This window comes from Gimesia alba, from assembly GCF_007744675.1.
Taxonomy (GTDB): domain Bacteria; phylum Planctomycetota; class Planctomycetia; order Planctomycetales; family Planctomycetaceae; genus Gimesia; species Gimesia alba.
Genome location: NZ_CP036269.1, coordinates 1,769,333 through 1,784,878 on the forward strand (window position 1 = coordinate 1,769,333; position 15,546 = coordinate 1,784,878).

Annotated in this window: 8 protein-coding genes; 2 read left to right on the plus strand and 6 right to left on the minus strand. The window is 51.6% G+C overall.

Annotated elements, in window-relative coordinates:
- Nucleotides 1–11: 11 nt before the first annotated feature.
- Both Pan241w_RS06900 and Pan241w_RS06905 read right to left on the minus strand, forming a co-directional pair.
- Complete coding sequence (locus Pan241w_RS06900; protein WP_145212890.1) at nt 12–2,987, minus strand: PVC-type heme-binding CxxCH protein; 2,976 nt, start codon at nt 2,985–2,987, stop codon at nt 12–14.
- A gap of 61 nt (nt 2,988–3,048) precedes the next feature.
- The gene (locus tag Pan241w_RS06905; RefSeq protein ID WP_145212893.1) at nt 3,049–3,954 is read right to left on the minus strand and encodes an alpha/beta hydrolase; all 906 of its coding nucleotides are present in this window, start codon (nt 3,952–3,954) and stop codon (nt 3,049–3,051) included.
- A 121-nt stretch (nt 3,955–4,075) separates the two neighbouring features.
- Between Pan241w_RS06905 and Pan241w_RS06910 the strand changes: the two genes are divergently transcribed.
- Nucleotides 4,076–4,876, plus strand: coding sequence for a sialate O-acetylesterase (locus tag Pan241w_RS06910; protein ID WP_198000363.1), 801 nt, complete (start codon nt 4,076–4,078; stop codon nt 4,874–4,876).
- Nucleotides 4,877–5,216: 340 nt separating this feature from the next.
- On the opposite strand, the gene Pan241w_RS06915 is transcribed toward Pan241w_RS06910, so the two are convergent.
- Nucleotides 5,217–6,692: a DUF1501 domain-containing protein gene (locus Pan241w_RS06915; protein ID WP_145212896.1), complete on the minus strand. Its 1,476-nt coding sequence runs from the start codon at nt 6,690–6,692 to the stop codon at nt 5,217–5,219.
- A 79-nt stretch (nt 6,693–6,771) separates the two neighbouring features.
- Complete coding sequence (locus Pan241w_RS06920; protein WP_145212899.1) at nt 6,772–9,981, minus strand: DUF1553 domain-containing protein; 3,210 nt, start codon at nt 9,979–9,981, stop codon at nt 6,772–6,774.
- A gap of 639 nt (nt 9,982–10,620) precedes the next feature.
- On the opposite strand from Pan241w_RS06920, the gene Pan241w_RS06925 reads away from it, so the two are divergent.
- Nucleotides 10,621–12,042 (plus strand): RtcB family protein, encoded by a 1,422-nt coding sequence (locus Pan241w_RS06925; protein ID WP_145212901.1) that lies wholly within the window; start codon nt 10,621–10,623, stop codon nt 12,040–12,042.
- 305 nt (nt 12,043–12,347) lie between these two features.
- On the opposite strand, the gene Pan241w_RS06930 is transcribed toward Pan241w_RS06925, so the two are convergent.
- Together Pan241w_RS06930 and Pan241w_RS06935 are read right to left on the minus strand one after the other, a co-directional pair.
- Nucleotides 12,348–14,783 (minus strand): glycoside hydrolase family 10 protein, encoded by a 2,436-nt coding sequence (locus Pan241w_RS06930; RefSeq protein WP_145212904.1) that lies wholly within the window; start codon nt 14,781–14,783, stop codon nt 12,348–12,350.
- A 125-nt stretch (nt 14,784–14,908) separates the two neighbouring features.
- Complete coding sequence (locus Pan241w_RS06935) at nt 14,909–15,394, minus strand: ferritin family protein (RefSeq protein ID WP_145212907.1); 486 nt, start codon at nt 15,392–15,394, stop codon at nt 14,909–14,911.
- Nucleotides 15,395–15,546 lie beyond the last annotated feature (152 nt).

A 15,546-nucleotide genomic window follows, 5' to 3' on the forward strand; every position in this document is an offset into this window, starting at 1 on the left:
GTTTGTTGCAATCAGTCGGAAGCGGTTTTGTCATTCGCTTCAGGCAACAGATAGGCGATCAGGTCTCGAAATTCCTGCAGCGTCATTCGATCAATCAGGCCGTTGGGCATGATCGACGTTTTAGACGGAATCATTTCTTCAATGTCACTGATTTTGAACGAGATGATTTTTCCGTTTGAGTCATAGATCGAACGTTCTTTGTTATTGTGTTTGTGGTAGATGCCGGACGCAGTCTTGCCGTCGACGGTCACAATCGTCAACGGCAGAAAGCCAGGATCAATGTCCTTGCTGGGGTTGATGATGGCTTCCACCAGTCGTTCGCGGTTAAGGGAAATCCGGCCATTGGTGCGAAGTAAACCGGGACCGACCTGCTGGCCTCTCCCGTCAATCTGGTGGCAGCGAAAACAGCCGGGACCTTGTGGATGGAAGAAGAGTCGCTGGCCTGCCAAGGGATCGGCGGGGCCTGCTAACGTGTGCATCCAGTCGGATAATTGATCTTTCGTCGGCTTTTTCTGAGTGACCTGTCGCGTCAGGACTCGTTCGATGAGTGCCGCTTTTTCTGTTTCAGCGGTCGCCATTTGTTTGAGTCTGTTTTGTTGCGTTTCAGTCAAGCTGGCTCCGGTTAATGTACGCAGTGCCTCTTTGCTGACGGTTGCGTTTTTGTCTTGCGCCAGTTGTAGGAGAGGAGCGATATTTTCCGGCCGAGAAGAATCAAGATTGATGACGGCTTCCGCGCGTAGATTGGGATCGATGTTTGCATTCAAGGCCAGCTGCAAGAGTTTCTCGCGCACCGAATTGGTTTTCAGTTCGCGTAAGGTCCGAACGGCTTCCGTTTGAACTCCGGGATCAGTTGACTTTAACAGTTCGGTCAGTTTCTTTTCCGTTAATGCCGGATGCTTCGCGGGGAGAAACAGCAGAATCTGTTTCAGTACCTCAGGTGAAGTTTCAGGTAGATCGAGTAAACGAGCGGCTTGCTGCTGGGCGTTTGATTTGGCGACCCACCAGTCACCAGTGGTGCCGCGAGTCCAGTCTTTCATGACGCCATCCAGCTGGGCGATGGATGCCAGATAGGCTTTCAACAGTTCGGGCGTGGTGGCGTTTCGGGCGAGATCAGAAATCAGCGTTTCACGAAATGTTTTGAGTTGATCGCGACCAATCCATTCGACGGCGACAAACCGCACCTGCGGATTGTCATCTTTCAATGCCTGCTTTAATAAGGGGACCGACGGCGGCGATGTGCTTTCCTTTAACAGCAAAATTACGGCCAGTCGGACCGCGGGTTCACTGTTTGAAAAGGTCTGCTGCAATACCGCGTCGGTTAATGTATTTCTGAGCCCCTGTCGTGCTGCCTGCTGCATGAACAGATCTGTACTTTTTAGACGTTCAAATAAGAGTGGCAAAGCTGATTTGTCTGTGATGCGCCTTAACGCGGCTGCCTGGACGGCGGGAGAAGCATCATGGGAAGCGACTTCCTGGAAATCAACCAGATCCGCGGGAAGACGGGTGACGGCCTGTTCGCGAAGTCCGGACTGTTTGTCTTTCAGGACAGATGCGACCAGATTCGGCGTCATTTTTTTCGCACTGATCAAAGCATTCAAGGCAACGGCTCTGACACGCGGGTCAGAATTCTTGAACGCTGCTTTCAGTTCTGTGAGTCCCGTGTCTCCCTGTGCCAGTAACTTGCGCGCAGCTGCATCGCGTTTCTGCCAGTCTTTGGCGGTGAGAGAAATCTTGGAAGCTGTTTGCGGAGGATTCACGGCGCTGATTTTCCAGACGCGGCCTTTTCCATGTAGTGGGTAGGAACGGTCGGCCCAGTCACCGACATACAGGCTGCCATCCGGGCCAACGGCGATGCCTGCGGGGCGAAAATGTTCTTTACCGGCAATGACGGGCTGTGTGGTGGTTTTGAATGAGGCACCGTCGGGAGTCAGGTGGTAACGGTCGATGCGGTGCTCTCCCCAACTGGCAACCAGCAGATCACCTCGATAGTCGGCGGGAAGCTGATCTGATTCATAAACGATTAAACCGGTCGGCGATTCGCCTGTCGACGAAGTCATGGGAAGCGTGCCCGGTGTTTCCGCATTGACGGCGATGAAGGGTTCGAGCGTGCGACGGCGGTATCCATAATCGCCGCCTTCGACGATGGTGAGCAGGCGACAGGGAGGGCGATTGCCGGGATCATTGTCGCCGACAAACATGCGGCCGTTAGTATCGAAGCAGAGGTGGAACGGATTCCAGAACCCGGTGGCAATGCGTTCGAGCTGGCTGCCATTCGTACGGCAGCGAAAGATGCCCCCTTCGCCACGAAGTGCAGGGATGCGTATGTTTCCTTTACCGATGAGCATCGCGTCGTCGCCGTAGTTCTGGCCGAGTGTGAAATAGATATTTCCAAAATCGCCGACCAGCTCGGCATCGGCGCCTTCATTTTCTCCCATACTGAAATAGATGTTGTTGAAGAAATCAAAGGCAAAACCGGAGAAGCCGTTGTGGGGATAGGTGGCTGTCGTTTCCAGCTGAACCAGGTTCTGGCGGAGATCGGCATTGCCATTATTATCTTTATCTCGTAGCCGAAAGATGGTGCTGCGGGTGGCGACATAAATCCAGCCATCGGGGTGAGCGGCGACATTCATGGTTTCGGTGGAACCTTCGTAGAATGTCTGAATGCGATCTGCGCGACCATCGCCGGTGGTGTCTTGCAGCAGACGAATTCGGTCTGTTTTGGGACCTTTGTAATTTTCCGGGCGAAAGTGAGTGTGGCTTTCGACGACGTACACCCGGTTTTCTTGATCGACGGTCAAGCCGGTGACGGTTACGATATCGGGCTCGGAAGCAAAGAGTTCAATTGTCAGCCGGTCATCGAGTGAGCGGGGAGTCTGAATCTCTGCCGCCTGGATTGCAGACGAAATCGAAAATGACAGACAGATCAGCAGCACTGAATTTCTCAGGCAGGTACATGAGAGAATCTTCCGGGATGAGAGACCGGTCATGGTTTCGATTCCTTTAGTCTATTTGTGGCGTGTGTCTGCAGGCAGGTTCAGCAGAGTATTGCTATTTCTGATTCAGGTATCCCAGGGAAGTCAGGAACGCGTCCAACTTTTCGATCGTGGAATCGTAGTTCGCTTTGTTTTTGCTCAGATTGAAAAAGCCGTGTCCTTGATCTTTGTAGCCAACCAATTCACAGCGATTTCCGTTTTCTTTCATCTGTTTGGTAAACCGTTCCACATTTTCGAAGAGGACGGTGGTGTCGGCCGTGCCGTGAAAAATGATGGTGGGAGGCAGGTCCTTGCGGATGAAATGGATGGGAGAAATTTCTTTGCAGCGCTCGCCGAGTTGTCTTGGTCCCCCTTTCCAGCCGGTCTCAGTGGTATCGACGACCGGGTTAAACAACGCCATTGCATTGGGGGCGGAGGAAATATTTTGGTTTTCGTTTGATTCTTCAAATCCGACAACGGTTCCGGTGCAGGCGGCGACGTGACCTCCGGCTGACCCGCCGCCCGCTACGATGCGGTTGGGATCAATGCCCAGTTCGGCCGCATGTTGACGAATCCAGCGGACGGCTGATTTTCCGTCGGCGACACATTCGAAGGGGGTGGTTTTGTGTTTGGATTTGATGCGATATTCGGCCGCGCAGGCGACCATGCCTTTTGAAGCCAGATGTTTACAGTGCGGCTCAAACTGGCTGGGGCTACCGCCGGTCCAACCACCACCGAAGAAGAAAACAATGGCAGGGCGGGAATCGCCGGCTTTCCAGTCTTTGGGTTTGAAGATGTTGAGATGCAGATCGCCTTGCTCTGTCGGTTTATAGACTTTAAACTCCGCGCCTTTGAGTGGTTTCCAGGCTTTGCCTTTGGTGGCACGTTTATTATCAGCCGCCTCGACAGTTGTCTCGAAGGACTGTCCCATAAGACCAATCAGGGAGAAAAGAATGAGCGCTTGTCGGGAGATTGAATTCATGTTGTTGATATTCCTGCAAAAAATAATGAAACCGATTGTTTGATGTCGAATCATGTGATCCTCTATAGTAAATTAAAGTTTGATCAAAATGTCTCTCCATTTCCTGCTGGAATAATAAAAAATGAAAATTAAATTGATTCTGAGTGTGGCCTTGTTCATGGGGTTGTTTGCTGTTTCGAGTTCTGCTCATGCGGATAAAAAAACAACGAAACTGCCGGAGAAAGAAAACTTCCATATTTATCTGCTCATCGGGCAGTCAAATATGGCAGGGCGCGGTGTTGTTGATCCCGCTGCGAATAAGCCGCATCCCCGGGTTTTGAAGTTGGACAAAAAAGGGAACTGGGTTCCTGCGACCGACCCGCTGCACTTTGACAAGCCAAAGATTGCCGGCGTGGGACCAGGGTCGGGGTTTGGTCCTGCAATCGCGGACGCCCACCCGGACGTTACCATTGGATTAATCCCGGCAGCAGTTGGTGGGACACCACTCAGTCGCTGGGTCAAAGGGGGCGACTTATATGAGCGTGCTGTCAAATGGGCGAAAAAGAACCAGAAGAAAGGTGTGATTAAAGGGGCGATCTGGCATCAGGGGGAAGGCGATTCTTCCAAGCCGGAATTGTATAACAGCTACCAGAAACGGTTGTCCGGCATGATTGTCGATTTGCGAACCGATTTGAATGAGCCCGATATGCCGTTTGTGATGGGCGAGCTGGGAGAATTCTTCATGCGTCCTGGTGCGGGTACGGTGAACGAGGCATTACACGGGATTGCGAAGACGGTACCCGGGACGGCGGTGGCTTCGTCTAAGGGGCTGAAGGCTAAAAGTGATCAGGTTCACTTCAACGCTGCTGCAGAAAAAGAATTCGGCAAGCGTTATGCAGAGCAGATGTTGAAACTGCAAAAGCAGGCTGCCGATAAAGAGTAACAGAAGAAAATTTTGTTGAGTAGATAGATGATCTATTATTGTGTGATATGACTTCAAACGTGATCCGATTCACCGTTGGGCAAGCCAACGGTGCCACCCGATATTTCTTGCTACCACGAAAGCACACGAAAAAAAATGAGTGATTAGGGGGACCAAATGTTTCTACAGAATGATGCTGGTGTGCCACTGTTCGGCTTGTCCGACAGTGCCGTTACGAACAACTCGAAAACCTGCACTGAGTGAGATAGAGCTGAATCGAACGTTTGCCCCGAGGGTTTCCTGCTCGCTGCGTTCGGCCCGAATTGCATTCGGGCCTACCTCCGGTTTGTTATCTAATTCTTTACGCCAGGATTTCCTTGACGGGATGATGTTCCTCGACACCGGTCAGGCGTTGGTCGAGTCCCTGGAATTTGTAGCTCAGTTTTTTGTGATCGATTCCCAGACACTTCAGGATCGTGGCGTTGAATTCGTGGATATGTACGGGCTTATCCACGATGTTGTAACTGAAATCGTCGGTGGTACCATGTACGACTCCACCTTTGATGCCGCCGCCTGACATCCAGATACTGAAGCAGCGCGGGTGATGGTCGCGTCCGTAGTTTTCACGCGTCAGTTTTCCCTGGCAATACACGGTGCGGCCGAATTCTCCACCCCAGATCACCAGAGTATCATCCAACATGCCGCGTTGCTTCAGGTCTTTGACCAAAGCGGCGGCGGGTTGGTCGATGTCTTTGCACTGCTTGGGCAAATCGCCGGCGATGTTGGCGTGTTGGTCCCAGCCGCGGTGGAAGATTTGTGAGAACCGCACTCCGCGTTCTGCCATGCGGCGGGCCAGCAGACAGTGATACGCGAACGTGCCCGGCTTATGCACATCGGGGCCATACATATCGAGTGTGGCTTTGGTTTCTTTGGAGATGTCGGTCAGTTCGGGAACCGACGTCTGCATGCGGAATGCCATTTCGTATTGGGAAATCCGTGTTTGAATTTCGGGATCGCCAATGGCGTTGAATTCGTTCTGATTCATTTCTGCCAGTGTATCCAGCATGCGTCGTCGCAGTTTTGCGGAAACGCCGGGAGGGTTGGAAAGAAACAGAACCGGGTCGCCTTTGGAACGGAGCGAGACGCCGGAATATTTACTGGCCAGGAATCCGCTGCCCCACAGACGGTTGTAGAGTGCCTGCGCCTGCTGACGGCCGGACCAGGTTGAGGTGAGAACAACGAATGAAGGAAGATTTTCGTTCATGGAGCCCAGCCCATAACTCAGCCAGGAACCCAGGCTGGGGCGACCGGGGAGTTGGTTTCCGGTACAGATATACGTAATCGCGGGGTCATGATTGATGGCTTCGGTCCAGATCGAGCGGACAATTGAGATGTCTTTGACGATTCCGGCCGTGTGCGGCAGAAGCTCGCTGATCCAGGCGCCTTCGCCGCCGTTATCATGTTTTGTGAATTTGAATTTGGATGGTGCCAGAGGGAAGCGAGACTGACCGGACGTCATTGTTGTCAAACGCTGGCCTTTGCGAACTTCTTCCGGCAGATCTTTATCGAATAGTTTATCGAGAGACGGCTTGTAGTCGAATGTATCCAGTTGCGAGGGAGACCCTGCCATAAACAGATAGATGGCGCGTTTTGCTTTGGGGGCAAAATGGGGGACTCCCGGCAGTCCGCCGGTCGCTTTCATTTCCGTGGGCGCTGCCTGGGCCTGGTTGTGTTGTGATTCCAGGGATGCGAGTGCAGCCGTGCCCAACCCTAATCCGCCGGTCTTGAAAAAATGGCGTCGAGTGATTTGCGAGAGATGTTCCTGAATGGGATTCATGTCAGTACCTTACTTTTATTTATGCAGTGTTGGACTTTTGTAGTCCCCGTTGATTTGTTGAAAACTGTTTTCAATGAGATCAGTCTTTGGTGAGCACTTCATCCAGATTGAGAATGAGGTTTCCAATCATCGTCCAGGCGGCCAGTTCCTGTGGATTCAAGCTTGCGTCCGGTTTGGATTCACCAACGGCCAGCAAGTCGGTCGCCGCTTTGGTATCGGATTGATAGTGCTTCAGCATATCCTGGTATGTATTTAATGCGAGTTTCAGATCTTCCGCAGCAATTGGTTTGCCGGTGGCCAATAGATAAGCGAAGCGAATGCGTTCTTCGGGAGTCTTACCTCCTTCTTTCATCATCCGCTGGCCGAAGGCCCGGGCTGCTTCCAGATATTGAGGATCATTCAACAATAACAATGCCTGGAGTGGTGTATTGGTCCGTTCGCGTCGCATCGTGCAGGCTTCACGACTGGGGGCATCAAACGTGGACATCTCTGGCGGCGGTGCGGTCCGTTTCCAGAATGTATAGAGTCCACGACGGAAGACTTTGTCGGGGCCTGAGTCTTTTTTGAAGCGAACCGTATTCGAGCCGGAATAACCGACGGCGAACCAAAGTCCGTCTGGTTGAGGTGGTTTGACGCTGGGACCGCCGACTGTTGGGACAAGTAAGCCACTAACAGCCAGTGCCTGATCGCGGAGCATTTCTGCGTCGAGACGGAAACGAGGTCCGCGTGCGAGCAGGCGGTTCTTCGGATCTTTCTGATACAGTTCAGGAGTTACATTTGAGCTTTGTCGATAGCTGGCAGACATCAGCAGTTGTTTCATGAAGCGTTTGATATCCCAGTGGTGTTCCTGGAAATCAACTGCCAGCCAGTCGAGCAGTTCGGGATGGCTGGGAGCCGCTCCCTGATTTCCAAAGTCTTCACTGGTTTCCACGATGCCGATCCCAAACAGTTGCTGCCAGTAGCGATTCACAGCAACGCGTGAGGTCAGCGGATGATTGGGAGCCACCAGCCAATTCGCCAGACCCAGGCGATTGACGGGCCATTCGGCTGCCATCTGTGGGAACTGCGAAGGAGTTTTGCGAGTGACTTTCTCCCCTTTCTGATCGTACTGTCCCCGTTTCAAGTCGAAGGCATCTTTAATGCCTTTTCGTTCGCGGAAGACCAGGGTGGTAGGGAGCGACTGTGTCAATTTTTCTTCCTGGGCTTTGACCTGGACTTTTTGGGCGAGCACCTTTCGGTATTCCGAATCGAATTGATTCAAATAATATTGTCGTAATAAATCGGTCTGTTGTGGCGTACGTTTATCAGCCGTCAGTTGCAGGACCGGGGTGATCTGTTTGTCGAAGAAGACCTGATTGACTTCGGTTTCAGATAATTCATGATCGAAGATCCGAAATTCGTCGACGAATCCATTTGTCAAATGGGCGTTGGTACTGGAGTGTCCCAAGAGCAGTGTGGCGGAATTCAGCGATGTTGTGTTTTTAAATGAGTCTGACGAGATCGTCAGCTCAGAAGATTTTCCATCTACATAAACGGCGACGCCATGTGCTTTGGCGGAACCATCGTAAGTCACACAGACATGGTGCCACTGGTTGGGGGTGATTTCGTTGTTTTTAGTCTGGACTTGAATCGCGTATCCGGGCCAGCGATCGATGAGCCGCACGCTGAGACTGCGATTCTTGATTTGCAGATCGTAGCCGCGTTCCTGTGAATTGGGATTGATGCTCGAAACAATCGGTCCCGAAGTGGCACCGTTGGTTTTGACCCAGATCGCAAAGCTGAAAGGAGTCGCTTTGGCGAATTGGCCTGTCTTCCCGAGATCCAGATAATTCCCGGCAGTGAACTGGAATCCGTTTCCGAATTTCCCCGCAGTCCAGGCCGGTTTGCCTTTGACGGTGGCTTTGTTTTTCGAATTAGAATGATCGGCGCCTGTGGTGTCTTCTTTTTCGTCTAGATTAAATGCTGCCAAAACGCCGCCCGGTTGCGGGATCGAGAGGTTCGGATCGCTGCCCGTTTTCTGAATTTGTTGTTTCCACTGTAACCAGGATTGAAACGCGGGCTCGTTGGTTTTGATTCGGTTGTTTCCCTGTTGTCCCAGTGCGGCCAGCTGATCTTTGAATGCTTTGAGTTGTTTGGACTGTGCGGCATTGGGGACTCTCAATGAAGGGGGAGAGTCCTTAATGTTGCCGTCCATGGCTGGGCCGTCCAGATTATTGAAGAAAGCGAAGAGTTGGTAGAATTCGGTTTTTGTGAAGGGATCAAATTTATGGTCGTGGCAGACGGCGCAGCCCAGTGTTAAGCCCATGAAGGCCTGGCCGGTGGTTTCGACGCGGTCAATGACATTACGGACATAGACTTCTTCCGCAATCGAGCCTCCTTCGTTGGTGGTCACGTGACAGCGATTAAAGCCGGTGGCGATCTGTTGATCCATGGTCGCATTGGGCAGTAAATCGCCGGCCAGTTGTTCAATGACAAATTGATCGTAATGCAGATTGGTATTGAAGGCCTTGATGACCCAGTCCCGGTAAGGCCACATTTCACGAAAGTTATCCAGGTGCAGACCGTGGGTATCGCCGTAGCGGGCGACGTCCAGCCAGTAGCGTGCCATATGCTCGCCGTACTGGGGAGATTCCAGCAGACGATCGATGACTTTTTCATAGGCGTTGGGAGATTTGTCGTTCACGAATGCTTCGACGTCTGCCGGTTTGGGAGGCAAGCCGGTCAGGTCGAAAGTGACGCGGCGGATCAGAGTACGTCGGTCTGCTTCGGGAGACGGCTTGAGTCCTTCTTTTTCCAGACGCGACAGAATGAATTGATCGATGGGATTTCGCACCCAGTCTTTCTGCTTGACGGCGGGAAGCGGAGCTTTTTTCGGTGTGACAAAGGACCAGTGGTCCTGCCATTCCGCGCCTTCCTGAATCCAGCGTTTGAGCAGGGCTGTTTCTTCTGCGGTCAATTCTTTGCCACTGTCTGCTGGCGGCATTTTGAGGTCGGCATCGGCGGTGATGATGCGGGTGATGAGTTCGCTTTGTTCGATGTTGCCGGGGACGATGGCTTTATGCCCGTCCAGTTCGGCAAAAGCGCCTTCTCTGGTATCAAAGCGGAGATCGGCGGCTCGTTTTTTGGCGTCCGGCCCGTGGCATTGAAAACAGTTTTCCGAAAGAATCGAACGGATTTTCGTGGGAGAGACTTTCTCGGCATTCTGCGCCTGTACTTGATTCAGTGAGCAGCAGAGTAGCGTTAGCAATAGAGCAGTAAAACAGCGCTTGCTCAAACACACAAGAAGCATGACATTCACCTTCTGGGTAGTAATTTTCAAGTTGATAGCCCATCACTGGGAGTGGGGCGTTGTAGAATCAACTTGTCAATGAATCTCTGGTGATACCTGTCCGACCGACAAGCCAAATTAGTTTGCAGCGGCGGTAGCTGAGCCACATGACTCAGCAGGCGGGATGGTAGTGTATTCAGGAATGGAGGAGCAAAGCTGAAATTCCTGAATTCAGGTTCATCCCCTCATTCTAATCACAGCCAAAAGCCTTTGCAAGACGTCGATAATCAGAATTTGACGTATCTTGTTGTGAATCAAATGTTTCGGTCAGGTCTGGAGTTACGCTGATCTGATGCGTCATGGTCAAATTCAGGGTGGTTCCGGCATAGCGCGGGTCTTTCAATTTGGGACATTGTTTCATTTGTCTGGTGAGTACTCATGTTTGTCAATTTTACGTGGGAGTGTTGTTTTTTGTTGGACGGAAATGAGTCGTCGCTGGAATAGCAGGGAAGAAGATCATGAGGATTGCGGGAATCACGAGACGAAAACACTTTGGTTTTGTTTTGGATTAATAATAGAAAAGGGAACCTGCCGGGTTTGTTTGTGTCCACTGGGAACGAATCGTGATAGGATTCAAATTGATTACTAAGGAGAAGAGAGATGAACTCTCGACAGTTGCTGAAAATCGGTGTTCCAGAATATTGTTTGAAGACTGCGAAAACAGCGATTCAGAACAAAGTTGCCGAAGAGAAAGTAAACGGTAAAGGATCCGGTGCAGGGAAGGTACGTGGTAAAGCGTTGAAAGAACTGGTTCAGGCTGTGGTTGCACAGCCGGAAGCGTTTCTGGAAGACCTGTCCTTTCGGCAGTTGGCTCTGGAGCTGATTGAAGATAATCGTGAAGAAGTGTTCGAACCGATCGACTACCAGGTTTGGGGTAAAGAGGGGATCGATGAAGGTGCGTTCTCTCAGATGGATCTGGCGTGCCATGTTCCATCTGCGCGGGGTGCTGCATTGATGCCTGATGCGCACCTGGGTTATGGTCTGCCGATCGGCGGTGTTTTGGCATTGGAAGATGCCGTAATTCCGTACGCGGTTGGTGTGGACATTGCGTGCCGCATGAAATTGTCGGTGCTGGATATTTCTGTTGATGCGCTGGATCAGAAGCCGCATCAGTTCGTGGATGCGCTGAATCGGGGAACCGTATTCGGTGTGGGTGCGGCACATGAAAAGCGACAGTATCACGGTGTGATGGATCAGGACTGGACCGTTTCCAAAGTGACACGCGAGAAGAAGGACCGCGCCTGGAAGCAGCTGGGGTCTTCGGGTTCGGGTAACCACTTTGTCGAATTTGGCGTATTGACGTTCACGGAAGCCGACGCCGAACTGGGTTTAGAAGCGGGCGAATACGTGGCGCTATTGAGCCATAGTGGAAGCCGGGGCGCTGGTGCCGCGGTGTGCAGTACATATTCTTCAATCGCACAGGCGCGATTGCATAAACGTCATCATAAACTGGGCCGACTGGCCTGGCTGGAAATGGATTCGGAAGCGGGCCAGGAATACTGGGCGGCGATGAATTTAATGGGCGAGTATGCGGCTGCGAACCATGCGGTGATTCATCAGAATGTTTCGGAAATTCTGGGTAGTAAGGTGGTTTCCGGTGTGGAAAATCATCATAACTTTGCCTGGAAGGAAGAGCATGATGGTAAGGAATTTTACGTGCATCGCAAGGGGGCGACTCCCGCTGCGGCCGGCGAACTGGGTGTGATTCCCGGTTCAATGGCGGATCCGGCATTTGTGGTGCGTGGAAAAGGAAATCCAGCGAGTTTGAATTCGGCATCACATGGTGCGGGGCGTTGTATGTCTCGTAACAAAGCGAAGGATAAATATCGCTGGAAAGCAGTTCGCAATGATCTGGCAAAACGCGGGATCACCGTGATTTCCGCCGGCGCGGATGAAGTGCCGGGCGTGTATAAAAACATCATGGAAGTCATGGCAGAACAGCAGGACCTGGTGGATATTGTCGCCCGATTCAATCCGAAAGTGGTGAAAATGTGCGGCGACGGAAGCCGTGCAGAGGATTGACTCGGATTATAAGGATGAATGCAGGCAGATCGGAAATTGTTTTCCGGTCTGCCTGTTTTTTTACCAGACCATCGAGTAGCACCGAACAAAATTTGGTGTTGTCGCAAGACAACGGGAGGGATCAGGTCCCGCGGGCGAAATTTTGTGTTGTGTTAGATTTATTTGTGCGTACGAAATTGGTGAGTCTGGTTAAAATTGTGAGTAAACACCGCAACCTCCTGCTCGCTGCGCTCGGCCCGAATTGCATTCGGGCTTACCCGATTTCGAAAACGCTACTTGGCACCATTTCGCTCACGAGGGGGAACTTATTTTTTTTTTCTGTGTGTAGGAACAGCTTTGACCTTGCCGGCGCTGCGTTTGAAATCGGGGACGATGCTGGAGAGGGTTTGCGGGTTGAGGCTGAAGATGGTGAAACCTCCCGCATTGAGTTGGCGGGTGACATCAACCTGTCCCAGGACGCGATCACTGCTTAAAGTCGTTCGTGTGGAAAGGGCACCGATACCGGGATAGATGGGAATGCGACCGGCGAGGTGTTTTTGCTGGTCTTCAATCCAGATGCGAAACTGCGTGTCGTTGTCGGTGTAATCCATGGGGCAGATGAAATCGAGGTAACCGCGCTCTGCCCAGAGCGGCCAATCCTGTGCGACCCATTCACGACAGTCGGGATATTCGCGGAAGACGGCTGCCGAGATTTTAATGCCCGGACGAATCTTGCGGGCTTCGCGCTGGACGGTTTCGACAAGCCGCGTAATCTGAGCGGCGCGCCAGTCGCGGTATTGGCTCTTCAGTTTGCCGTTATAACAGTCGCCGGGCCAGTTCTGAACTTTGATGCCAGTATCGGATTCGAATTTTTTACGACTATAATCGCTGTAGCAGTGCCGATCATTGGGGTAGCGGATGTAGTCAAAGTGAATGCCATCGACGGGATATTTCCTGACGACTTCCAGCATACTGTCGACTTCGAGTTGAAAGTTTTCTGGATGGGCCGGATTGAGCCAGTCGGACGGTTCTCCTTTGACGCTGACCTGGGTGCGGCCGGCGTCGCGCATTTTTTTGACGAACGAAGCAGGAGCCGTCGACAGATTGTGATTGACTTTCCAGACATGGACTTCCAGACCGTGCTGATGGGCGGCTTTGATGCATTGTTCGATCTGATCGCCATATTTCTCATACGTCTGACTGCGGGGCAAAACATCGCTGGGATAATGTGCGAGGCCTCCCCAGAGCATGTTAGGGATAATCATGTTAAAGCCAGCGTCGGAGAGTTCTTTGCAGGTTCGATTCCAGTCACCGGGGTAGGGGCCTGTGGGAGAATGATCCCAGACCGCACGGGCTTCGCGGGGAGGGCTGGCTCGTGTGAGCAGATAGATTTTAACCCGCTCCTTGCGGCATTTGCGGGCGAAGGGAATCGACCGAAAGGCCTGGTTCTGCTCAAGCAGGCGTTTGGCTTGATTGAGAGACACTGTGGTTTTATCAAGATCGCGGGCCGCTAAATCACGGCTTGATTGCGGCGTGACAGTCGTGATGATATGACGCCTTAAATCGGTAAAAGTTTGGAAAGGACCGACGTGATCGGCCTGTTCAATCGTGGCGGCAGCAATGGAATCCCAGAGTTTGGGCTGGAAGTGGCCCATGATGGCGGTGAGTAAAGCTTGCTTGTTGACGGGATCATCACCCAGAATCAGATGGCTGAAGTACGCACCGCGGTTGCTGACGATGAGTGCGGGTTTTCGAGCTGGTTTCCCTTTTTCGTCAACCCAGACACCGACGACACGGGCGCCGTGACCTGCAGGAATCCCAGTAACCAGATTCCAGGATGCCTGTTTGACTTCAGGCGGGAGTCCCTGGATTTTCGCGTCTTTGAGTCGAATGGCGGAGAGGGCCCCGGGGGCATCTGGCTTGAAATAGTTCCCTTTTTTGATGCCCAGATTATTTTCGAGAGCAGAGGGGATATTGAAATTGAGAAAGACTTTGCCTCCCCGTTCCATGAATTGATTGAGTGTGCCGCACGCTTTGGTTGAGATGTTGGGATTAAACGGAAGAATGGCAACGGATCGTTTACCGAGAGACTTGGTTGTGAGTTCTGGCTCACTGATTCGGTCACAGGGAATACCAGCGGTTTTCAGAAAGTTTTCGATGCGATCGGCGGCTGAGAAAGTGATGGCCTCTTTTTTTTGTAATTCGAGATCAGGTACCACAATCACAATTTCGTTTGTCGAGGCTTTCAGGTTGCGCAACTGGAAGCGCGCATTGGGTTCCGAATCGGATTCCCGCCAGATCACGAGTCGAATGGTTTCTATTTTGTCCCAGCCAGCCGGTTTGTCTTCTGCGCGGAAATCACTTTTGGGAAAACGGAGCGTGTGCCAATCGTCGCCTTTGACTCGGGCGGATGTGGAATACCAGCCGGGACCACTTTTAAAATACAGGCTGACCTGATGATTACTGTCGGGCGAATCCGGTTTGACATCGAGTGTGAAGGTGCCCGGAGTGGTGAGGTCGAGGCGCACTTGCTTGTCCAGGCCAGCGCGGGACATCTCGGGATTGGATGAAAACGGAGCCGAGAGTAATAACACGTTTTTTCCGTTCGACCGTTGCATGGCGAGCGGCAGTGTTCCCTTAAGTTCGGTCCACGACTTTCTAAGTTCCGAGGAGGTCGCGTAGTGAAAATCATCGAGAACGGTTTCTGGTCCCGTTGAAAAGCCGACGGTGAGAAGAACGAGATAAGGAATTTGAGAAAACATTTTAGACCTGACTCTGGAACAGAAAACGAGCGTATTCACGTATTGCTAGTTTTATCTGTTCGGAGAGTCAGAGGCAAGTTGAGTTTGCGTTCGATTCCAGATCGCAGTGTAATCCAAGATGGATTTTATTCTTTCTTGTGACATGTTTCCGAGTCGACTAAATCTGACTCGCGTGTCATGAAGCTCTGATGGGCGATAACCGCTTGTTCCTGCTCCAGTAACTGCTGAAACAGTTCCTGAACACGGGGTGCTGCGGAAGCAGTCGCCAGTGTCTGATATAAATCAATTAACGCGTTCCGAAAACGCATATTGATTTCAACGAGCTCTTCCAATGTCATATCGGGGTGAATGGTAATCGAATTAATTTCTTTTCGAACGGTCTCATCCGGGACAAACTGCAACCAAGTATCAAGCACATCTTGTGCACCATACTTTTCGTAGTCAGCCAGAGCTGATTGCCAATGCTGTTCATAACGCCGGATTTGATCCGATAACCACTCGACCACGATTGAGTATGAGTCCTGTTGAATCTGTTCAAGTGCTTGTTGCATGTTGTGATGAAACGTCTGCACCAACTTTAAAATGTCCTGTACTTTATTATATGACATCATTTCTTCTCCTTTCGATCTGAGACCTGTATTTCAAGAGCAAGTTGTATGCCATTGCTTGATGCGATTAGAAATCTTCCTGTAAGTCTTTGAAGAGCGATGTAATTATTTCGATATTGGTTGTTCAACGTTCAACGTGTTCGCTGTCAGATCAT

Coding starts and splice junctions, on each gene's coding strand:
- Pan241w_RS06915 (WP_145212896.1), bottom strand. CDS start 6,692: ATGAATCCCATTCAGGAACATCTCTCGCAAATCACTCGACGCCATTTT.
- Pan241w_RS06900 (WP_145212890.1), bottom strand. CDS start 2,987: ATGACCGGTCTCTCATCCCGGAAGATTCTCTCATGTACCTGCCTGAGA.
- Pan241w_RS06930 (WP_145212904.1), bottom strand. CDS start 14,783: ATGTTTTCTCAAATTCCTTATCTCGTTCTTCTCACCGTCGGCTTTTCA.
- Pan241w_RS06910 (WP_198000363.1), top strand. CDS start 4,076: ATGAAAATTAAATTGATTCTGAGTGTGGCCTTGTTCATGGGGTTGTTT.
- Pan241w_RS06925 (WP_145212901.1), top strand. CDS start 10,621: ATGAACTCTCGACAGTTGCTGAAAATCGGTGTTCCAGAATATTGTTTG.
- Pan241w_RS06935 (WP_145212907.1), bottom strand. CDS start 15,394: ATGATGTCATATAATAAAGTACAGGACATTTTAAAGTTGGTGCAGACG.
- Pan241w_RS06920 (WP_145212899.1), bottom strand. CDS start 9,981: ATGCTTCTTGTGTGTTTGAGCAAGCGCTGTTTTACTGCTCTATTGCTA.
- Pan241w_RS06905 (WP_145212893.1), bottom strand. CDS start 3,954: ATGAATTCAATCTCCCGACAAGCGCTCATTCTTTTCTCCCTGATTGGT.